General features: G+C 66.3%; 16 protein-coding genes and 1 pseudogene. 8 read left to right on the forward strand and 9 right to left on the reverse strand.

Annotated features, from left to right (window positions below; all coding sequences use genetic code 11):
* The 3 genes and pseudogenes from BLT27_RS14480 to BLT27_RS14490 all read right to left on the reverse strand — a co-directional run.
* The coding region (locus BLT27_RS14480; RefSeq protein ID WP_139172350.1) for an NAD-dependent epimerase/dehydratase family protein at positions 1-623 on the reverse strand (623 nt) is incomplete at its 3' end.
* Positions 624-681: 58 nt separating this feature from the next.
* The gene (locus BLT27_RS14485; protein ID WP_089735132.1) at positions 682-2,370 is read right to left on the reverse strand and encodes a thiamine pyrophosphate-binding protein; all 1,689 of its coding nucleotides are present in this window, start codon (positions 2,368-2,370) and stop codon (positions 682-684) included.
* A 183-nt stretch (positions 2,371-2,553) separates the two neighbouring features.
* Positions 2,554-3,927 (reverse strand): annotated as a pseudogene (locus tag BLT27_RS14490) (NAD-dependent succinate-semialdehyde dehydrogenase); the annotation flags it as partial.
* A 174-nt stretch (positions 3,928-4,101) separates the two neighbouring features.
* Between BLT27_RS14490 and BLT27_RS14495 the strand changes: the two are divergent.
* From BLT27_RS14495 to BLT27_RS14520, 6 genes are all read left to right on the forward strand, one after another.
* The gene (locus BLT27_RS14495; RefSeq protein WP_089735136.1) at positions 4,102-5,373 is read left to right on the forward strand and encodes a substrate-binding domain-containing protein; all 1,272 of its coding nucleotides are present in this window, start codon (positions 4,102-4,104) and stop codon (positions 5,371-5,373) included.
* A 5-nt stretch (positions 5,374-5,378) separates the two neighbouring features.
* The gene (locus tag BLT27_RS14500; RefSeq protein WP_089735138.1) at positions 5,379-6,281 is read left to right on the forward strand and encodes a branched-chain amino acid ABC transporter permease; all 903 of its coding nucleotides are present in this window, start codon (positions 5,379-5,381) and stop codon (positions 6,279-6,281) included.
* A complete protein-coding gene (locus BLT27_RS14505) occupies positions 6,278-7,387 on the forward strand; it encodes a branched-chain amino acid ABC transporter permease (RefSeq protein ID WP_089735139.1) in 1,110 nt (369 codons plus the stop codon). Before BLT27_RS14500 ends, BLT27_RS14505 begins: the two co-directional genes overlap by 4 nt.
* A complete protein-coding gene (locus BLT27_RS14510) occupies positions 7,384-8,139 on the forward strand; it encodes an ABC transporter ATP-binding protein (protein WP_089735141.1) in 756 nt (251 codons plus the stop codon). Before BLT27_RS14505 ends, BLT27_RS14510 begins: the two co-directional genes overlap by 4 nt.
* The gene (locus tag BLT27_RS14515; RefSeq protein ID WP_089735143.1) at positions 8,139-8,861 is read left to right on the forward strand and encodes an ABC transporter ATP-binding protein; all 723 of its coding nucleotides are present in this window, start codon (positions 8,139-8,141) and stop codon (positions 8,859-8,861) included. The genes BLT27_RS14510 and BLT27_RS14515 overlap by 1 nt, the downstream gene beginning before the upstream one ends.
* Positions 8,862-8,975: 114 nt before the next feature.
* On the forward strand, positions 8,976-10,964 hold the full coding sequence (locus BLT27_RS14520) for an oxidoreductase (RefSeq protein WP_089735145.1): 1,989 nt from the start codon (positions 8,976-8,978) through the stop codon (positions 10,962-10,964).
* A 12-nt stretch (positions 10,965-10,976) separates the two neighbouring features.
* Here BLT27_RS14520 and BLT27_RS14525 read toward each other — a convergent pair whose 3' ends face one another.
* From BLT27_RS14525 to BLT27_RS14550, 6 genes are all read right to left on the reverse strand, one after another.
* Positions 10,977-11,759 (reverse strand): SDR family oxidoreductase, encoded by a 783-nt coding sequence (locus tag BLT27_RS14525; RefSeq protein WP_089735147.1) that lies wholly within the window; start codon positions 11,757-11,759, stop codon positions 10,977-10,979.
* Positions 11,760-12,468: 709 nt separating this feature from the next.
* On the reverse strand, positions 12,469-12,687 hold the full coding sequence (locus tag BLT27_RS14530; protein ID WP_089735150.1) for a hypothetical protein: 219 nt from the start codon (positions 12,685-12,687) through the stop codon (positions 12,469-12,471).
* 229 nt (positions 12,688-12,916) lie between these two features.
* Complete coding sequence (locus BLT27_RS14535; RefSeq protein ID WP_245707775.1) at positions 12,917-13,348, reverse strand: universal stress protein; 432 nt, start codon at positions 13,346-13,348, stop codon at positions 12,917-12,919.
* 71 nt (positions 13,349-13,419) lie between these two features.
* Positions 13,420-13,836: a hypothetical protein gene (locus tag BLT27_RS14540; RefSeq protein WP_245707777.1), complete on the reverse strand. Its 417-nt coding sequence runs from the start codon at positions 13,834-13,836 to the stop codon at positions 13,420-13,422.
* On the reverse strand, positions 13,833-14,378 hold the full coding sequence (locus BLT27_RS14545; RefSeq protein WP_089735153.1) for a hypothetical protein: 546 nt from the start codon (positions 14,376-14,378) through the stop codon (positions 13,833-13,835). Before BLT27_RS14545 ends, BLT27_RS14540 begins: the two co-directional genes overlap by 4 nt.
* Positions 14,375-15,112, reverse strand: a complete 738-nt coding sequence (locus tag BLT27_RS14550) for a DsbA family protein (protein ID WP_089735155.1) — start codon at positions 15,110-15,112, stop codon at positions 14,375-14,377. Before BLT27_RS14550 ends, BLT27_RS14545 begins: the two co-directional genes overlap by 4 nt.
* A gap of 261 nt (positions 15,113-15,373) precedes the next feature.
* On the opposite strand from BLT27_RS14550, the gene BLT27_RS14555 reads away from it, so the two are divergent.
* Positions 15,374-16,942: an ABC1 kinase family protein gene (locus BLT27_RS14555; protein ID WP_089735158.1), complete on the forward strand. Its 1,569-nt coding sequence runs from the start codon at positions 15,374-15,376 to the stop codon at positions 16,940-16,942.
* Between the two features lie 177 nt (positions 16,943-17,119).
* Positions 17,120-19,996, forward strand: coding sequence for a bacterio-opsin activator domain-containing protein (locus BLT27_RS14560; protein WP_217639160.1), 2,877 nt, complete (start codon positions 17,120-17,122; stop codon positions 19,994-19,996).
* Positions 19,997-20,015 lie beyond the last annotated feature (19 nt).

A 20,015-nucleotide genomic window follows, 5' to 3' on the forward strand; every position in this document is an offset into this window, starting at 1 on the left:
CCGACCGCGGGCTTCTCGATGATGTTCGCGAGGAACGCGCTCCCGCCGGTCTCGCGGTACGGACCGTACGCCACTGTGGGGCGGATGGCGACGTGGTCGACGCCGAACTCCTCGTTGTACACCCGGGCCTGGTGCTCGTTGTACTCCTTGGTCGCGCCGTACAGCGTGTCCGGATAGACCAGGTCGTCCTCGGTCACCCACCAGTCACTGCCGTCGTCGTAGTTCGCGGGCGGGGCGTACACCGCGGCGGAGGAGGCCCAGGCGACGCGCTCGACCTGGTCGTCGAGCGTGCGCGCGGCCTCGAAGATGTTGTTCGTGCCCTCGATGTTCACCTGCATGGCGGCACGGGGGTTCGACTCGGCCGTGTTCGTCAACAGTGCGGCGAGGTGGACGATGTGGGTCGTGTCGGTCTCGGCGACGGCGTTGACCACGTCGGTCGGGTCGCTCACGTCGCCCCGGCGGATCTCGACGTCCTCGGCGATGTCGAGCTTCTCCAGGATGCGCGGGTCCGTCGAGAGGTCGTAGGCCACCACGTCGTGGCCGTGGTCGACCAGGTCCTTCGCGACGTACGAACCGATGAAGCCGGTGCCACCGGTAACGAGTACGGTATTGCTTTCTGGCATCTCTTCTACCGAGACGCACGGTCGCAAAAAGCGTTGTGTTGCCAGCGGCTCGTGACGGTTACTCGTGGAGCCCGCCGACCTCGGCGTAGAACGACGACTGGAGGTGCTCGACCATGTCCGGTTCGCGGTCGATACGCACGTCGACGACCGTCGGGACGTCCGCCGCCTTCGCCTCTGCGAGTCTGGCATCCAGGTCTGCGGGGTCGTCGACCCGCATCGCGTCCGCACCGAAGCCGGAGACGACAGCCGTGAAGTCGGTGTCGTGGAACTCGACGCCGGGGATGGAGTCGTCCATCTGCCGGACCATCCCGAGGCTCGTGTCGTTGAGGACGACGAACGTCGGCGCGACGCCGTACTCGACGGCGGTCTCGACACAGGTCATCGTCATGGTGAAGCCACCGTCACCGGCGACTGCGACCACGTCCTTGTCGGTCGTGATGGCGGCAGAGACGCCGGCCGGACCGGCCCAGCCCATGCCGCCGACGCCACCGCTGCCGAAGTACGTCCGGACGGCGGGCGTCTGGAGGTAGTTGAGCAGCCAGAAGCGGTTGTTGCCGGAGTCCGCAGTGACGATCGTGTCCTCGTCGACGATATCGTCGATGGCGGCGACCGCACGCTGGGGCATGATGGGCGTGTCGTCGGACTCGCACTCGGGCACCGAGAAGTCCTCGCGTGCCTCGGCAGCACGGCCGAGCGCCCAGTCGGTCCCGCCACCGGATTCGACGGCGAGCGAGGCGAGGCTCTTCCCGGCGTCGCCGATGAGGCCGACGTCGGCGGGGTACACCCACCCGGCGTTGCGCGTGTCGATGTCCGCGTGGATGATGGTCTGCTCGTCGGGGCGGATGAACGACGCGGCCTGCCAGTTCGTGTCCATCGGGTTCATCCGGCAGCCGACGACGAGCAGCGTGTCGGCCTCGCTGACGACCTGGTTCGCGCCCTCGTGGCCGAACGAGCCGATGACGCCCGCGGCACGCTCGTGGGTCTCCGGAATCGTCGACTTCCCGAGGTACGAGGTGACGACGACAGCGTCGTAGGCGTCGGCGACGGCCTGCAGCTCGTCGTAGCACTGGGAGGAATGGACACCGTTCCCGGCGACGATGACCGGTCGCTCGGCGCTCGAGAGGGCGTCTGCTGCCGCCCGAACGTCGGAATCCGTCGGCGCGGACTGCCAGTTCCTGGTCTGTCGTTCGGGCGACCAGACTGGCGGGGTCTCGTCCTCGGGGACCTCGCTGGTGACGGCGTCACCGTCGAGGATGACCGCGGTCGGACCGGGGCGACCGGCGGTGGCGTGCTTGAACGAGAGCTGGAGGCTCCGGAGCGTCTCGTTCGGCGTCCGTGGGAACCACCACTCCTTGGTGATCCCGTCGAGGATCTTCGGGAGCGAGAACCCACCGTAGTCGCCGCGGGCCTGCTGGTACGGCGCGAGCGTGGAGTAGTCGCCGCGCTCGCTGGCCTCCGTGATGGCGACCATCGGCGAGGAGCCGAGACGGGCCTCCATCTGCCCGATTGCACCGATGCTTCCGACCCACGGCCCCTGCCCGGTGAACACGCCGGGGTCCTGGTGGTAGCGGCCGTACATCTCGGCCATCACGCTCGCCTCGCGTTCGTCGCGTGGCCGCACGACCTCGATATCCGAGTCGACGAGTGCTTCGAGTAGTTCGATGGCCCGGCCGCCGGGGTAGCCGAAGAGGTACTCTACGTCGAGATCTTCCAGCGTCTGTACGATCTGGTGGCTTACTGTCGTCATATCGATGGGCTCCGCTCCGGACATCCCGCCGGGTCCGCGCGACAGCCCGCGGCACGGTGCACCGCTGGCTGGACCGTGGCCTGTCGGACGACTCGAACGGTGGTCCGGTAGTGACAGCAGCTTCCAGTGCGGTCGCCTTGGTTCTATCGGTGGGAGTGCGTGGCGGGAGCCGTCGGGGGACCCCTACTGGACCCAGAGCGTCTTCCGGTTGACGAACTCGCGGATGCCCTGCTTCGAGAGCTCCCGGCCGTAGCCGGAGGCCTTGATGCCGCCGAACGGAACACGGGGGTCCGACTTCACGAGCTCGTTGACGAAGACGGAGCCGGTCTCGAGTTGGCGACCGACCTGTTCGCCCCGGTCACGGTCCTCGGTCCAGACGCTCGCACCGAGGCCGAACCGTGAGTCGTTGGCGAGGTCGACGGCCTCCCGTTCGTCGTCGACGCCGAAAACCGCCGCAACGGGCCCGAACGTCTCCTCACAGGCGGCTGGGGCGCTCCGGGGCACGTCGGCGAGGACGGTCGGAGCGTAGTAGTGTCCGGTCCGGTCGAGCCGCTCACCGCCCAGTTCGAGCGACGCACCGGCCTCGATGCTCCCTTCGACCTGTTCGTGCAACTCGTCGACGAACTTGCCTTTCGCCAGCGGACCGATGTCGGTCTCCTCGGCGGCTGGGTCGCCGACGGTGAGCTCCGCGACGGCCGCCGTGAACCGGTCGACGAACTCGTCGTAGGCGTCATCGACGACGATGAAGCGCTTGGCCGCGATACACGACTGACCGGTGTTCATGTAGCGCGCGGTGACGGCGGTCTCGACTGCGGTGTCCAGGTCGGCGTCGTCCAGGACGAGGAACGGGCCACTGCCGCCGAGTTCGAGGACGGTCTTCTTGAGGTGGTAGCCGGCCGTCTCCGCGACCTTGCGTCCAGCGTACTCGCTGCCGGTGAGCGTGGCAGCCTTGACTCGGTCGTCGGCGAGCACCCGTTCGACGTCACTCGAACCGACGAGCAGCGTCGTGAACACGCCCTCGGGATAGCCGGCCTCCGCGAAGATCTCCTCGATGGCGAGGGCACATCCCGGGACGTTCGACGCGTGTTTGAGGAGCCCGACGTTCCCGGCCGTGAGTGTCGGCGCGGCGAACCGGAACACCTGCCAGAAGGGGTAGTTCCAGGGCATCACCGCGAGGACGGCTCCGAGCGGTTCGTAGACCACCTTCGTGTCCGCCTCGGGGATGGTCGCGAGACGTTCGTCGGAGAGGTGCGCGGCGGCGTGTTCCGCGTAGTACTCACAGACCCAGGCGCACTTCTCGACCTCGCTCCTGGCCTCCGCTATCGGTTTGCCCATCTCGGTCGTGATGAGCCGGGCGTACTCCTCGGCGTTCTCACGGAGGACGGTCGCCACGTCGCCGAGTTTGGTCTGCCGTTCCTCGATAGGGCGAGCGCGCCAGTCCTCGAATGCAGTGGTCGCGCGTTCGAGGGCCTCGTCGATGTCGCCGTCCGAGTGTGACTCGTACTCACGGACCGGTCGCTCGGTTGCCGGGTTCGTACTCTGCATGCCAGCCGAATTTCGGGGTGCCCAAGTTAGGTGTTTCTACCGAGGCAGTCCCGGTGCTCGCCCGATCCGGCCGCGGCGCACACGTCTCCGAGAGTAATAACCGACGGTTCGTCCAGAAACACGTCCGTTCGACGTGTCAGGTTGGACGACCAAGAATTTATAATGAATGAATAGAACAGTGCAGGTATGGTTGAGATTGACAGACGGCGTTTACTCAAAGCAGCGTCAGCAACCGGCGTCGCAGGACTGACTGGATTGGCTGGTTGTCTCGGTGGTGGCGGTGGCGGCGCGGACAGTCTCTCGATCGGGGTCGTGACCGATACGTCCGGGCCCTACGCGCACCTCGGGAACTCTGTCATCCGCGGGATAAAGCTCGGGCTGGCCCAGTCACTCGACGCGGACACCGAGGGCCTCGCCGACTCGAACACCGTCGAAGGAAGCGGTATCACCGTCGAAATCCTCGCCGAGGACTCGGGGCTCGCAGCGGACACGGGTCGACAGAAGGCACGGAAGCTGGTCCAGAGCGACGAGGTCGACATCCTGCAGGGAAGCGTCTCGTCCTCGGTCGCGGCCGCCGTGCAGGACGTCGCGACGGACGCGAGCACACCGATGTTCGTCGACACCGCGGCCGCGACGTCGCTGACGGGCGAGAACTGCAACAAGTACACGTTCCGGACCTCCCAGACGACGTACCAGGACGCGCTGGCGGGTGGGCAGTACGCCGCCGAGAACCTCGGTTCGAGCTTCTACTTCGTCGGGGCCGACTACTCGTGGGGACACGACTCCGTCGCCCAGTGGAAGTCCGTCATCGAGGAGAACGGTGGGAGTGCCGCCGGTGAGTCCTTCGTCTCACCCGGCACGTCCAACTACACGCCGTATCTGCAGAACGCGGAGGAGAGCGGTGCGGACTCGATCGTCGTGGCACTCACCGGGACCGACGGCATCCGGTTCAGCCGGGACCTGGCCGACTTCGGTACGGACTTCGAGGTCACCGCGACCGGCGTGACGACCGTCCCGTGGATGCAGCAGGTCGGGACGGCTGCAACCGGGTTCAGCGGTATCCCGAAGTACTTCTGGCCGTTCCCGGACAACTCGACGAACGACTGGATCATCGAGCAGTACTCCAGCCAGTGGAACGCCGTGCCGTCCATCTTCACGGCGGGTGCCCACGCAGCGGGCTACGCCATCGGTCAGGGGATGCAGTCCGCCGGCTCCAACGACGCGGACCCGCTCATCGAGCAGTGGCACGGGATGACCATCGAGAAGACCGCCCGCGGCGACGGTGCCTACACCATCCGCGAATGCGACCACCAGGCGGAGTTCCCGATGTACCTCGGTCACTTCGAGGAGACGTCCGGCGGCTCGATGGATGTTGAACCGGTCCTGGACGACACCTTCGAGGCAGAGTCGAGCATCCGCCCCTGCGGCGAGACCGGGTGTTCGGGCATCGAGCTGTGAGCGCGATGACGCCGCTGTCCGTGGGTCTCGGCGACCTCGCAACCACGTTCGTCAACGGCGTTTCGTACGGGATGATCCTCGTACTGGTAGCGCTCGGTCTCTCGCTCGTGTTCGGCCTGATGGGCGTGCTCAACTTCGCCCACGGCGCGTTGTTCATGCTCGGCGGCTACATCGGGCTGGCGGTGATGAAGCTCACGGGTGGGGGCATGACGGGCTTCGCGCTCGCACTCGTCGTCGCGCCACTGGCCGTGGCCGCCATCGGTGCCGGACTCGAGCGGACGGTGTACAAGCCGCTGTACGAGACCGAGCCCATCTACCAGCTGCTGTTGACGTTCGGACTGGCGGTGGTCATCGAGGAGGCGGTCAAGTACATCTGGGGAGCGGCACCCCCCGGTGTCCCGCCCCGTCCGGCGGTGTTCGACGGGGCGGTCGTGTTCATGGGCATCAGCCTGCCGTACTACCGCGTGTTCACCATCCTGCTCGGCGTCGCGGTCGTCGCCGGGACGGCCCTGTTCCTCTCCCGAACCAGGTTCGGGCTCATCGTCCGGGCGGGGGTGTACAACACCGACAGAACGGCGACTCTCGGCCTGAACGTGGAACGCGCGTTCACGGCCGTGTTCGGGCTCGGGGCGTTCATCGCTGCCCTCGGTGGCGTCGTCTACATCTACCGAGCCATCGAGCCGAGCGTCGGAGCCTCGATAATCCTCCCGGCGTTCATCGTGGTCATCGTCGGTGGCCTCGGCTCGTTCTGGGGCTCGGTCATCGCCGGGCTGCTCATCGGCGTCATCTGGCAGTTCGCCGCGGTGTACGCCCCCGTACCCGCTGGGACGGTCATCTTCCTCGTGATGATTGCCGTCCTCCTGCTGCGGCCGCAGGGCCTCCTCGGCGAAGCGGAGGTGGAGGTATGAGCTACATCGAACGGTCGAACGAGCTGTTCGAGTCGGTGAAGACGCCGTACATCGGAGCGGCCCTGCTCGCTCTCGTCGCGGTCTTCCCCCTCGTAGCGAACGCTATCGGGGGGCTGCCGTTCCTCACGAGCATCGCGATAGAGATGATGATATTCGCGGTGTTCGCGATGAGCTTCAACCTGCTCGTCGGCTACACCGGGTACGTGAGTTTCGGCCACACGGTGTTCCTGGGGTCGGGTGCGTACATGACTGCGGTCCTGATGAAGAAGTTCAGCGTGCCGTTCATCGCTGCCGCACCAGCAGCGGTGATCGGGACCGGCCTGTTCGCCCTGGTCGTCGGTGCCATCGCCTTCCGACGGTCGGGCGTCTACTTCGCGATGATTACGCTCGGTGTCGCCCAGGTGTTCTACACGCTCTTCCAGAGCTGGAACTACGTGGGCGGGGACACCGGTATCATCATCGACCCGCCGGTCGTGTTCGGGTACGAGTTCAACCCGTTCGAACCGATGGGGTACTACTACCTGGCACTCGCAACCGTGGTCGTCACGTACCTGTTCACGCGGTACCTGGTCAGGTCGCCGTTCGGCCACGTCCTGCAGGCGATCCGGGAGAACGAGGAGCGGGCCCGGGCGGTCGGCTACAGCGTCCGCACGTTCAAGCTCGCGGCGTTCTCCGTCTCCGGGGGACTGGCGGCCGTCTCCGGAGTGCTCTACGCGGCGTACTTCACGCAGGTCGCGCCGGGAAGTACGCTGTACTGGACCACCACCGGTGACGGGCTGTTCATGATACTCATCGGGGGCATGGGCACCCTCGTCGGGCCCATCATCGGCTCGGTGTTCGTCATCGGGACCCAGTACGCACTGTCGACGTACCTGGTCGACTTCATCCCCGAGGGTGCGCCGGCGCTCGTCGCACGGCTCCCCGAGCGGTGGCCGCTCCTGCTCGGGCTGTTGTTCATGCTGACCGTGCTTCGGTTCCGGAGCGGTATCGCCGGTGGGCTGGGCTTCTCGAGGGTCCGGTCCATCGACGACGTCCTGACCCGCGTGAGCGGGAGCGCAGAGACGGAGGAGCCGACCGTCAAGAGCGATGGAGGTGACGAGAGATGACCGACGACCCAATTGTCCGCTGTACCGACCTCAGGAAAGAGTTCGCGGCCGTCACGGCGGTCGACGACCTGACGATCGATATCCACGACGAGTTCACGAGCGTCATCGGACCGAACGGTGCCGGCAAGACGACGACGTTCAACCTGCTCGCGGGAACACTGTCACCGACGGCCGGACGCATGGAGCTGAACGGGACCGACGTGACGGCCAAGGGTCCCGAGAGCCGGGTCCATCACGGCCTCTCCCGCACGTACCAGATCACGAACCTCTTCGACGAGCTGCCGGCGTTCGAGAACGTCCGCCTCGCTGTCCAGGCCGTGAGTGACGTCCCGTACGCGAACGTCTTCGCGGACGCCCTCTCGGACCAGGAGATCAATCGGCGCACGACGGAGATACTGGACCTCGTCGGCTTCGAAGAGGACCGGACCACCGCCGCCGAGAACCTCTCGCAGGGGTACAAGCGCCTGCTCGAGATAGCCATCGCCCTCGCGCCGGAACCGGACGTCCTGTTGCTCGACGAGCCGACAGCGGGGCTCGCCGTCGACAAGAAGGAGCTCGTCTTCGACGTCGTCGGCGACCTCGCCGACGAGTACGCCGTCGTTCTCATCGAGCACAAGCTCGACGTCGTGCGAGACATGTCGGACCGACTGGTGGTCATGCACAACGGCCAGGTGCTCGACTCCGGGCCACCGGAGGAGACGCTCTCGAATCCGGAGGTACAGGAGGCCTATCTGCGGGGGGTGACCTCGTGATGAGCGACCACCCGCTCCTCCAGCTCGACGACGTCCACGCCTACTACGGCGACCATCACGTGCTCGACGGCATCACGTTCGACGTCGACACCGACGAGGTCGTCGCGTATCTGGGCCGGAACGGCACCGGGAAGACGACGACGTACAAGCTCGTCACCGGTCTGCTCGAACCGCGCCGCGGGACGATAACGTACAAGGACGAGGTTATCAACGGGCAGGAACCCCACAAGATCGGCCGGAAGGGTGTCTCCTTCGTCACTGCCGACGAGAAGGTGTTCCCCCACCTGACGGTGCGCGAGAACATCCGACTCCCGACGCTCGAACGGGACGTCGAACCCGACTTCGAGTACCTGTACGAACTGTTCCCGGACCTCCGCGAGTACGAGCGCTCGCGGGCCGCCGACCTCTCCGGCGGCCAGCAGCAGATGGTCGCCATCGCCCAGGCGTTGGCGGCCGACCCGGACCTGCTCCTGCTCGACGAGCCGGTCCAGGGGCTCGCCGTGCAGTTCGTCGAGAAGGTGTCCTCGCTGCTCGACCGGCTCACGTCCGAACAGGACCTCGCGGTGATGATAATCGAGCACGACATCGACCTCGCGCTCGAGGTCGCGGACAGAGTGCTGGTGCTCGACGAGGGCCAGATAGTCTGGCAGGGGTCGAGCGAGGAGCTCGCGGAGAACGACGAAATCATCGACCGCTACATCGGCGTGCAGGGGTTCGCCTGAGGGAACCAACCCCTGCCCGATACGAATCCACGACCAGGACTCCAGTGCAATCGGAGGAAACCAACATGAACCAACACAGGACGAAGGCACTCCCCCCAAGTCAGGTGAGCACAGATGACGAATAGCTACGACGCCCTGTTCGAGCCGCTCGAACTCGGTCCAGTGGAGATCCCGAACCGGGTGTACCAGCCCCCCCATGGCAACGCCTACGGCCTCGGTGACCAGCAGACGGCGTTCCGCGCCGAGAAGGCAAAGGGCGGGTTCGGCCTCATCATCCAGGAGTACAGCCAGATACACGAATCGACGGACGTCACGCCCGTCGACCCCGGGTTCCTCCACACCGACGAGACGATAGAACCCCAGCGGGAGATGGTCGAGGCGGTGCACGACCACGGCTCGAAACTGTTCGTCGAACTGTGGCACGGTGGACTCACCGCGTCGAACTACGGGAGCCGCCACCCGCCGCTCTCGTCGTCACAGACACCGAGTGGCAACTACTACACGCCGAAGGAGATGGAACACGAGGACATCAGGGAGATCGTCGAGGCGTTCGGCACCGCGGCCGACCGCGCCCGCCGGGCAGGCTACGACGGTGTCGAACTCCACGCGGCGCACGGCTACCTCATCTCCCAGTTCCTCTCGCCGTTCTACAACGACCGCGACGACGAGTACGGCGGCTCGCTGGAGAACCGGATGCGCTTCTTCGAGGAGGTCATCGACAGCGTGGACGACGCGATCGGCGACGAGATGGCCTTCGGTGCACGTTTCACCATCGACGAGCGCGTCGAGGGCGGACTGACGGCCGACGGTGAAGGGCTGGAGATCGTCGAACGAGTCGGCGACGACCTCGACTTCTGGGACCTCGACATCGGCGTCAAGCAGTCCATCGACGACATGATCGGGCCGAGCCGGCGGCACTCGAAGAACTACCAGATCGAGTTCATCGAGGAGGCCACCGAGGTTCTCGACGTCCCGGTCGGTGGGACGGGCAGAATCACCGACCCGCGCGACGCCGAGCGGCTTCTCGAGAGCGGTTCCCTCGACATGGTCGGGATGGCGAGACAGTCCATCGCCGACCCGCACTGGCCCAAGAAGGCCAGGGAGGGCCGGGTCGACCAGATACGCGAGTGCATCGGCTGCAACATCTGTGTCTCGCAGTCGCGGCAGGGCATCCCGCTCATCTGTACCCAGAACCCGACCGTCGGCGAGGAGCAACGCTGGGGACCGGAGGCGTACGAACAGGTCGACGAGCCGAAGGGGATTCTCGTCGTCGGCGGCGGTCCCGCGGGGACCGAGTTCGCTCGCGTCGCTGCCGAGCGTGGCCACATCGTCCACCTGAACGAGAAGGAGCGGGAGCTCGGTGGCCGCGTCAATTTCGAGGGGAGCCTCCCCGGTCTGAGCGAGTGGAAACGAGTGCGCGACTGGCGCGAGACCGAACTCGACAGACTCGACGTGGCGGTCCACACGGGCAGCCGTGCGGAGATGGAGTACGACGACGTTCGCACCTACGGGGCGGAGGTCGTCGTCATCGCGACCGGTGGCCACTGGTCCGAGAAGGGAGTCACGTCGGGGACCCATCAGCCGGTTCCGGGCTGGGACCAGGACCACGTCCTCACCCCGAAGGAGGCAGTGGACGCCGACCTCTCCGACGAGCGGGTCGTCATCTTCGACGAGGAGGGGTACAACGTCAGCGCCGGCGTCGCGCAGACGCTCGCCGAGGACAACGACCTCACCTTCGTGACGCCCCGGACGAGCGCGTTCCAGGAGGCGCTCCATACGTTCGAGCGCAAGACGATCTACTCGGACCTCTACTCGGCTGGCGTCGACTTCGTCCCCGATCACACGCTCACGCAGGTGGGCGAGGGGACCGTCACCGCGACGAACGTGTACTCCGACGAGGCGACGATGTTCGATGCGGACTACGTCGTGTTCACGACCATGCGGAAATCGAACGACGGCCTGTATCGTGAACTGAAGGCGAACGAGGAGGCGCTCACCTCGGAGACGGAGATCGAGGAGGTCCACGCCATCGGCGACTGCGTGTCTCCCCGCCGTATCGCCGACGCAATCTATCACGGCCACGAGCTCGGCCGACAGACGTAGACGGCTCCTCCCTCAGTTCACACCGCCGGTGTTGGAGATGCCACCGTCGACGACCAGCGAGGACCCGGTGACGAACTCCGAGAGGTCGCTGGCGAGATAGACCGCAGCGTTCCCGACGTCCTCGGGCGTACCGAACCTCTGCAGCGGAATCGACTGCCGATACTCGTCGGCCCGGTCGCTGCCGATGATGTCGATGTCGTCGGCTATCATCTTGGTGTCTACCGGGCCCGGGTGAATCGCGTTCACCCGGATTCCGTGCGGGCCAAGTTCTGCCGCCAACGAGTAGGTCAGGAGCCGGATTGCTCCCTTCGACGCGCAGTAGATGCTGTTGTCGCTCCCGCCGACGATGCCCGCCATGCTCGAGATGTTGATGATGGAGCCGCCATCACCGTCCTTGAGGGCCGCCGCCGCCGCTTTCGAGCCGAAGAACGTGCCCTTGACGTTGATGTCCATCACCCGGTCGAACTGCTCCTCCGAGAGCCCGGTGATCGGCCCGCTCTCGAGGACGCCCGCGTTGTTGACCATGATATCGAGTCCACCGAACCGGTCCGTGCGTCCAATCGCGTCGCAGGTGTCGTCCCAGTCGGTGACGTCGCACTCGACGAAGACGGCCGCGGCCGCTGTCGTCTCGTTGATGTGCTCGTGGGTCGGGACGCCACCCTCCCTGGGGTCCCGCCGGACGTCGGCCACGACGACGTCTGCACCGTACTCCGCCAACCGAGTGGCGATCGCTCGACCGTTCCCACTGGCAGCACCAGTCACGACAGCGGTTCGACCATCGAGTAGGTCCGGCATGTGAATCCGTTGAATCAACGGATGTATATTCTTTTGCACGGGGGGCGTGCACCCTGGCGGACCCGCCGAAGCACAGCGACAGGTGTAGCGTTCGCACGACGACAATGTATAAGATACCAGTTCTGTATACTCGAATGGTAGTACGGTCAGATATGCTTTTCCGTTGTACGCGACCTGTGGGCGCGAACCGTCCCCCGGCCCTCCGACAAAGCAACCACCCGGACGCTACGGTCGAGGAGTCTGAAACCCCGGGAGCAGTGAATCGGGCTAACTGTGACGGACGACTGTGCGGCTGTCCCCCGGTTTCACCGACCGCCCGCTACAGTTCGAATTCCAGGGTGAGAGGGTGGTGGCCCGTGTCCCCCGTCGAAGATCCCCCGAGCAACTGGACCCCGGTCGCGGGCGACGTGAGGGTACGAGGTGTTCCGTTCCCGACTCGAAGTACTTGAAGAGGGCGCACGGATATAGTAACTCTTCAAGCATGAGCTTGTGAATATTTGTTTTATTATGTGTTTGTGCAGGGCCCTCCCAGAGATACCGCCGGAAACTGGATGCAGCCGGACGGTACACTGACTCGGCTGGTGGGACCGTACCTGAGAACGGACACCATCCCGGTTGCATACGCTTACGCGGACCCAGTCGGCGGGGTGTCCGACGAGGGACCCGGTGGTCACGCGCCGAGCGGGGCTGATTCTCCGGCTCGAGCCGTTCAGTCCGTGATGTGGACCTCGCTGTCGACCCGGTATATGTAACCGCGCAACTCGAGGATCTCGAGCGCTGCGTCGGCATCGGCCGTGGTGAACCCCTCGGATTCGAGCGTCCGGAGTGCGGCCTGCTCGCTGAGTCCGGCGGAGTCGTCTACCGACTCCCTGAGCACAGCGAGTGCCTCTTCCGCGAACTGTGGGAGTGGCGTGGGCTCACCGTCCATGGACCTTCGTGAGACGATGTTTTGTCTCGACTGTAGTAGATATTCCGCCGAAGAGACACGCCGAACGGCCGACCCGTCAGAGAGCCATGATTACCGGGCAGGTCGCACATCCGCTCGGTTGTTCTGGTGGGTGCCCGTTGCTCTACTCGGGCCTTCGATTGGACGCCGCCGGCAGTGGACGGTTCCCGCTGTCCCCCCCGTTTAGGGTGAGGCGGACTGCGGTCACCGCTCAGACCGGCGTGACCGGAACGTCGGTCCCGCGAAGCACCCGGTCGGTGACGGAGCCGAGGTGGTGGGCACCCTCGTCCGGCTCTCCGGCGGCGCCACGCTTGCCCATCACGATGGCGTCCACCTCGTTCTCCGCCGTGTACGCGAGAATCTCCTCGTGCGGGACCCCCCGCCGGACCGCGGCCGTCGTCTCGATGTCGTGCTCGATTGCCTCCTCCACGATGTCGCCGATGAGGTCCTCGGCGTCCTCGGCCAGCTGCTCGAGTGCCGCCTCGTAGCTGCTCAGCGCGGGCGTCGAACCGTACACCTTCTCGTCGACGACGAACAGCACGTGCAGTGTGGCGTCGTGCTCCGCCGCGAGGTCGGTACCGTGTTCCACGCCACGTTCGGCGTGCTCGCTCCCGTCCGTCGGCACGAGGATGTTCGAGTACATGTGTAGAACGACGACAGCGACTCTCATGAGTGGTGTGCTGGTTCCCGTGGCGGGGGAATCGGTGTGTGGTCTCAACACCGCCGACAGTTGACGCGCTGGTAGTAGAGGAGACCGACGAAGAGGACCATGCTCGCGACGCCCAGCAGCGGACGGAGCGGGTCGAAGTACGTCATCAGCGCGGAGCTGCTGAACAGCGCGAGCAGGAGGGCGTTGCAGATCGGACACCCGAACGCCAGGACGCCGGTGACGACGCCGCCGACGGCGACACCGTCACCGACTGGCTCCGCCGCCAGCAGGCGCTGGTAGACGAACGTCGCCGCGAACGCCGACGTGGCGAACAGGAAGAGGTAGTCTGCCGGCGTCCTGGCGACCATCCGGACGTAGAGCGGGTTCGGGACCAGGCCCGTCACCGTCCCGAACACCAGGAGCACGCCCAGCCCGACCGCGATGGACAGCAGCACGTCGTGTCGCTCACCGGCCACGTTCACGATATCTCGCCAACGTTGCAGGTTCTGGGGTCGCCGGTCCGGGCGAGGAAGCCCACGAGCAGCAGGATTCCAGCGGCTCGGAGGAGGTTCCCCTGGAACGGGAGCGCCGCCATCGCCCCCACGAACCCGAGCATCCCCAGGACGCCGGCCCCGCAACTCGCACAGCCCGCAGCGAGGACACCCGGTAGCACCGTCGCCAGCGACGTTGCGCCGCTCGCCCGTGTCTGCCGATACAGCGCGGCAGTGTGGGTCAACGCGACGCCGGTCAGGAGCGCGTACAGCACGACGAGGGCGAGCCCTATCCAGCCCGTGGTGAGGTACACCTCCCGGGTGAGCGTCGAGACGGCGTAGCCGATATCCGTGGGGTCTCGCGAGACGAGCTGCAACGAGAACTGCGGGAACGTGCTCAGGACGAGCACGAGGTAGGTCAGTCCGGTGGCACCACCGGCGAGCAGCAGCCGCCGGTCGGACGTGAGGGGATAGGCCAGGGCCTCCCGGAGGGAGCGAAGGTGGCGCTGGCCGGTGCCGTCGGCTGCACTCACGCTTCTAACACCCTGTCGAGTGCGTCCACGAAGTTCTCGTAGGGGTGTGCTCCGACGATCTTTCCGGCGGCGTCGGCATCCCGGTTGTAGAGCACGAACCCGGGCGTCCCCTGGACCCCCGAGTTCCTGGCGAGACTCACGTCCACCTCGATGCCGGACTGTATCGCGTCCGAGTTCTCCTGGCGACACTCCTCGACCGCGGGGACGGTGATGCCCGCCGTTCGCTCGGTGATCGACGCGAAGGTCTCCTCGTCGGCCCAGTCGTGGCCACCGCCCGACTGTGCCTCGAACGCTTCACCGTGCCAGTGCCAGTACGTCGACGGCTCGCTCTCGGCGTTCAGTCGCCAGACGCACCGGTCCCAGTGGGCGGAGGGCATCGAGTACTGGCCGATGTTCGGGTACGAGAGGAACACCAGGCGGACCTCGCCGGACTCGATGTAGTTCCGACCGATCTTCGGTAGCGTTTGCGTCTCGAACTCCTTGCAGAACGGACAGAGGTAGTCCGTCCAGTAGTACATGTCCACGGGGGCATCGCGTTCGCCGACGACCGGTCTATCGGCGAGTTCGACTCCGTAGCCCGTCGTGCCCCCGAGCGACTGGTAGGTCGACGGAGTGTACGCCTCGCTCGACGACTCCGAACGTGACGCGAGATAGGCGACGCCGCCGCCGAAAACCACGGTCGCCCCGCCGGCGACGAGGGCGCGTCGTCGCGTAATATTGCTCTCGCTATCCATTGACGTGCAAATCTATCCGGACCCGACATATCTCTCTTACGGTCGAACCACGGAGCCCTCCCCGGAAATGACCGACTAGAGTCGGGTGGTTTCGTACCCTGTCTACTTCGCCTTCCGTGAGCTGACACCGCCGTCACGAGTCGCCGGCTGGTGTCCGCGTTCCGCGCAGGTCAGCGCGCAGCCACCCAGCTATTTATGGAACTCGGCTGAACGGAGCAGTATGCAACAGATGCTCGCGATTCTCCAGCCGAGCCGCCAGCGATGACCGGGTTCTACCGCCGATATCTCGTCGTGCTGTTCCGGTTTCTGCCGTTCGCGCTGGCGTTCCTGCGCGACAGGCGACGGTTCCTCCTCTTCGGGGGGCCCCGGCGCCTCGAGGAGAGCGTCCACCGAGCGCGCGCCGAGCGAATCCGCGACACGATGCTCCAGCTCGGCCCCGCGTTCGTCAAGGTCGGGCAGGTGCTCTCGACACGCCCGGATATCGTCCCGCCCGTCTACGCCGACGAGTTCGGGACACTCCAGGACGAGATTCCCGAGGACGCCGGCGGTGACCCCCGGCACGTCGTCGAGGCGGAGCTGGGCGACGAACTCGACCTGGAAACGCTCGAGCCCGTCGCCGGCGGGTCGCTCGCGTTCGTCTACACCGTCCGGTATCGTGGCGAACGAATCGCCCTGAAGGTCAGACGCCCAGACGTGAAGGCGCAGATCGACCGTGACCTGCGGGTCGTCAAGGGTCTCGTCCCGCTGGTCAGCCTCTTCGCGGACGAGCGACAGCAGTACTCGCTGGAGAACGCGGCCGAGGACTTCGAGGAGATCATCGCCGACGAACTCGACTTTGACCGGGAGCGGAGCATCATGGCGGAGGTCCGCGACAACCTTGAAGGGAACGACGACGTCGTCGTGCCGGCGGCGTACCACGAGCTCTCCTCGGAACGACTGCTCGCGATGGAGTACCGGACCGGTCGGAAGATCTCCGACGACGACGCCTTCGACGGGCTCGACGTTGGGCCGCACGAGATGGCGGAACGGGTCGCGAAGATATACCTGCGCATGGGGCTCGTCCACGGCGTGTTCCACGCAGACCCGCATCCGGGAAACCTGGCCGTCACCGACGAGGGGCGGCTCCTCATCTTCGACTTCGGGATGAGCGAGCGTCTCGCTCCGACGGTACAGGAGGACATCGTCTCGTTGTACCGGGCCCTGGTCCGTCGGGACGTCGATGGACTCGTCGACGCGCTCATCGCACTGGACGTGCTGGAGGTCGGGGTCGACCGCGCGGAGGTCGGCCGCGTCCTCGAGCTCGTCATCGAGAACCTCGAAGGCCGGCGCGAGGTCACCTGGCGAGCCATCGTCACCGAGTTGACCACGATGCTGCAGGACTTCCCGTTCCGGATTCCGCCCGACGTGATGTTGCTCATCCGCGTCGGCACGGTCGGGGAGGGCGTCTGCCGGCAACTCGACCCCGAGTTCGACTTCCTCGCAGTCATCCGCTCGTTCCTCGTCGAACAGGGACTCATCGAGACGGAGTTCCAGGCACTCCTCGAGGACACCTGGACGGACCTGCGGCGGTCGCTCCCCGCCCTGGCGAGAACGCCGTACAGGGTCGACAGGACGATGCACCGGCTCGAACGGGGCGAACTGGTGGTCCGCACGGAGCCGGTCGACGGTGCGGCTGGGACCGACGCCAGGATCGGCTACGCGGTGCTCGCTGGGGCGCTGGTGGTCGCGGCAGCACTGCTCACCTTCCACCGCCAGCCGTACGAGGTTCCGGTCGCCGTCCTTGCGGTCGTCTTCTCGCTCGCCTATCTCGGCACGAGCTGGCGGGGGTGACGGTCGTCACCGCCCGTCAGGCCCCTCCCCGTTGGCCTCGACCGGCACGGGGGTTCAATAGTAAACCCCTAAACGCTAGCTCCCGTTGTTCCGACCCACGATGTCCGAGACTACCGCCCGTTCCCGTGCGGTCCGTTCGACTCGCCCCCGGCGACCGCGGAACACGGGTGACCGACCGTGACGGTCGCCGACACCCTGCTCGACGAGACCACGCTCCTGCTCGTCGGTGACACCGACTGGGTCGACCGATTCGAGAACGCGCTCCACGACCGGACCGAGGCCACGGTGCGCCGCGAAACGACAGCCGAAGCGGCACTCGATTTCGTCGAGTCGGCGGGTGTCGACTGCCTGGTCGTCGAACAGTTCCTCCACGGGGGCACCGCCGTCGAGCTGCTCCGGTCGGTCCGTGCCGAGACACGGACGCTCCCCGTCGTCGTGGCAACTGCGGCCGGGGACGAGTCGACTGCGAGCGAGGCAATCGGGGCCGGTGCGAGCGACTACGTCGCCGTCGGCGACGACCACACGGCTGCCGTGGCGGAACTGCTCGACCGGACGGACCGCGCTGTCAGGCGGGCCCGGCGGGAGCGGACCCAGCGGGAGCGCGCCCGACAGTTCGATGCGATGTTCGGCGACGAACGCACCGCGACCTGGGTGCTCTCGCCTGACGGCCGGCTCGTTCGACTGAACGAGACCGCCCGCGACCTCGTCGACGTCTCGGCCGACGAACTCGTCGGCGAACCGTTCTGGACACTTCCCTGGTGGTCCGGGGACGACGAATCGAATCCGGACGTCCGCAAACTCGTCGAGACGGCGCTCGATGGCTCCTTCGCGAACGCCGTCGTCGCCCCGTCCTCGTTGACCGACCACACCACCGTGGTCGACCTCTCGGTCAGACCGGTGTCGAACGAGCGCGGGGAACTCGTCTCGGTCGTGGTCGAGGGCGTCGAGGTGACCGACCGCGTCGAACTCGAACGCGACCTCCGCCGCTCCGAGGAACTCCACCGGGTCACCCTCAACAACATGACCGACACCGTCCTGATGACCGACGAGGACGGCGAGTACACCTACGTCTGTCCCAACGTCCACTTCATCTTCGGGTACACGGCGGCGGAGCTTCGCGAGCGGGTCCCCATCGATGAACTGCTCGGTCCCGACCTGTTCGACCGGGAGGAGCTCGCAGAGCAGGGGGTCCTGAAGAACATCGAGTGCACGGCCTCCGACAAGGCCGGGAACGAGCACACGCTGCTCGTGAACGTCCGCGAGGTGTCCATCCAGGAGGGAACGATCCTCTACAGCTGTCGTGACATCACGAAACGCAAGCAGCGCGAGGAGGCGCTCGCGACCCTGCAGGAGACGGCCCGCGACTTCCTCTACGCGGGCACGCACCAGGAGATCGCCCAGCACGTCGTCGAGGACACCCCGGGCGTCGTCGACCTCGAGGCGAGTGCCGTCTTCCTCTTCGACGCCGATAGCAACGAACTCCGGCCGAGCGCGTACTCGCCGGCGCTCTCGGAACTCCACGGCCCGCTCCCGGGGATACCACTGAGCGAGGATGCACTCCCGAGTTACAGCTTCGTCCAGGACGAGGCGGTGTTCTTCGACGACGTGCATCGCTCACCCCGGCTCAGGAACGAGGCGACGGACCTCCGCAGCGCGGCCTACATCCCGCTCGGGGACCACGGAGTCTTCTTCGTCGGGTCGGACAGGGTCGATGCCTTCGACGACGTGACCCGGGAGCTTGCGGACCTGCTCGCCGCGACAGCGGAGGCCGCTCTCGACCGAGTCACCCGGGAGTCGCGGCTCCGCGACCAGGACCGGACGCTCCAGCGGCAGAACGAACAGCTCACCGCGTTGAACCGGATCAACGAGACCATCCGCGAGATCGACCAGGCGCTCGTGCAGGCCGAGACGCGGGAGTCGGTCGACCACACTGTCTGCGAGCTACTCACCAACGACGACCGGTTCGCGTTCGCCTGGGTCGGGTCGGTGGACCGGGCGACGAACACCGTCACGCCCCGAGCCTGGGACGGTGCCGAACAGGGCTATCTCGACAGCCGCACCTTCACCATCGACGGGGATGGTGACGAGCCCGTGGGCAGGACCGCAGCGAGGGGCGAACCGACGACGGTGAGCAACGTCGCGGCCGGGCTGCGGGACGAGCCCTGGCGGACCGACGCGCTCGCCCGGGACTACCTCTCGGTGCTGAGCATCCCGCTGGCGTACAACGACCTGACGCACGGGGTGCTGACCGTCTACGCGGATTCCAGGGAGGCGTTCGACGACACCGCGCGGACGGTCCTGGAAGAGCTCGGTGGGACGATCGCGTCGGCGTTGAGTGCGCTCGAACGCAAGAACGCACTGCTCTCGACGTCGATGACGCGCGTCGAGTTCGCCATCGACGACGACGCGTTCGTGCTGTCACGGCTCGCGCGCGCCGCCGACTGCACGGTCTCCTATCAGGGTGGCGTGCAACAGACCACCGAGGGGAGCTTCGTCTTCGCGAGATTCGAGGGCGCACCCGTCGAGGATGTCGTTCAGGCTGCCACGGACCTGGTCGCCATCGAGGGCGTACGGACGGTCAGCACGGACGGTACGAGCGGGGTCGTCAGACTCCACCTGACAGAGCCGTTCCTGGCCTTCGAGCTCGCCGACCACGGCGCGGTCTTCCGCGAGGCCACCACGACACCGGACTCGACGACCGTGGTGATCGACGTGCCCAACGGCATCGACGTCCGGACGGTGACACAGCTCGTCGAGGCGACGTTCACCGGCGTCGAGCTCCGGTCCAGGCAGACGCTGGACAACGTGGACGAGCACGACCTCTACTCGTCGTTCCTCGCGACGGTGACCGACAGACAGCTGGAGGTCGTCCAGACGGCGTACTTCAGTGGCTACTTCGAATCACCGCGGGACAGCAGTGGGGAAGCGGTCGCGGAGACGCTCGGCATCTCTTCGACGGCGTTCTACCGTCACGTCCGAACCGTCCAGCAGAAACTCTTCGGGGTGCTGTTCGAGGATGGGGCGCGACCACCGACGAGGAGCGGGGTTAGATAGTACACCATCTGCGGAAAGC

Origin of the sequence: Haloarchaeobius iranensis (assembly GCF_900103505.1) — an archaeon.
GTDB classification, from domain to species: Archaea; Halobacteriota; Halobacteria; order Halobacteriales; family Natrialbaceae; genus Haloarchaeobius; species Haloarchaeobius iranensis.

Excerpts from the sequence above, each read along its gene's own strand:
- BLT27_RS14495 (WP_089735136.1), top strand. The coding sequence starts at position 4,102 with ATGGTTGAGATTGACAGACGGCGTTTACTCAAAGCAGCGTCAGCAACC.
- BLT27_RS14485 (WP_089735132.1), bottom strand. The coding sequence starts at position 2,370 with ATGACGACAGTAAGCCACCAGATCGTACAGACGCTGGAAGATCTCGAC.
- BLT27_RS14505 (WP_089735139.1), top strand. The coding sequence starts at position 6,278 with ATGAGCTACATCGAACGGTCGAACGAGCTGTTCGAGTCGGTGAAGACG.
- BLT27_RS14525 (WP_089735147.1), bottom strand. The coding sequence starts at position 11,759 with ATGCCGGACCTACTCGATGGTCGAACCGCTGTCGTGACTGGTGCTGCC.
- BLT27_RS14520 (WP_089735145.1), top strand. The coding sequence starts at position 8,976 with ATGACGAATAGCTACGACGCCCTGTTCGAGCCGCTCGAACTCGGTCCA.
- BLT27_RS14530 (WP_089735150.1), bottom strand. The coding sequence starts at position 12,687 with ATGGACGGTGAGCCCACGCCACTCCCACAGTTCGCGGAAGAGGCACTC.
- BLT27_RS14550 (WP_089735155.1), bottom strand. The coding sequence starts at position 15,112 with ATGGATAGCGAGAGCAATATTACGCGACGACGCGCCCTCGTCGCCGGC.
- BLT27_RS14555 (WP_089735158.1), top strand. The coding sequence starts at position 15,374 with ATGACCGGGTTCTACCGCCGATATCTCGTCGTGCTGTTCCGGTTTCTG.
- BLT27_RS14535 (WP_245707775.1), bottom strand. The coding sequence starts at position 13,348 with ATGTACTCGAACATCCTCGTGCCGACGGACGGGAGCGAGCACGCCGAA.
- BLT27_RS14500 (WP_089735138.1), top strand. The coding sequence starts at position 5,379 with ATGACGCCGCTGTCCGTGGGTCTCGGCGACCTCGCAACCACGTTCGTC.
- BLT27_RS14515 (WP_089735143.1), top strand. The coding sequence starts at position 8,139 with ATGAGCGACCACCCGCTCCTCCAGCTCGACGACGTCCACGCCTACTAC.
- BLT27_RS14510 (WP_089735141.1), top strand. The coding sequence starts at position 7,384 with ATGACCGACGACCCAATTGTCCGCTGTACCGACCTCAGGAAAGAGTTC.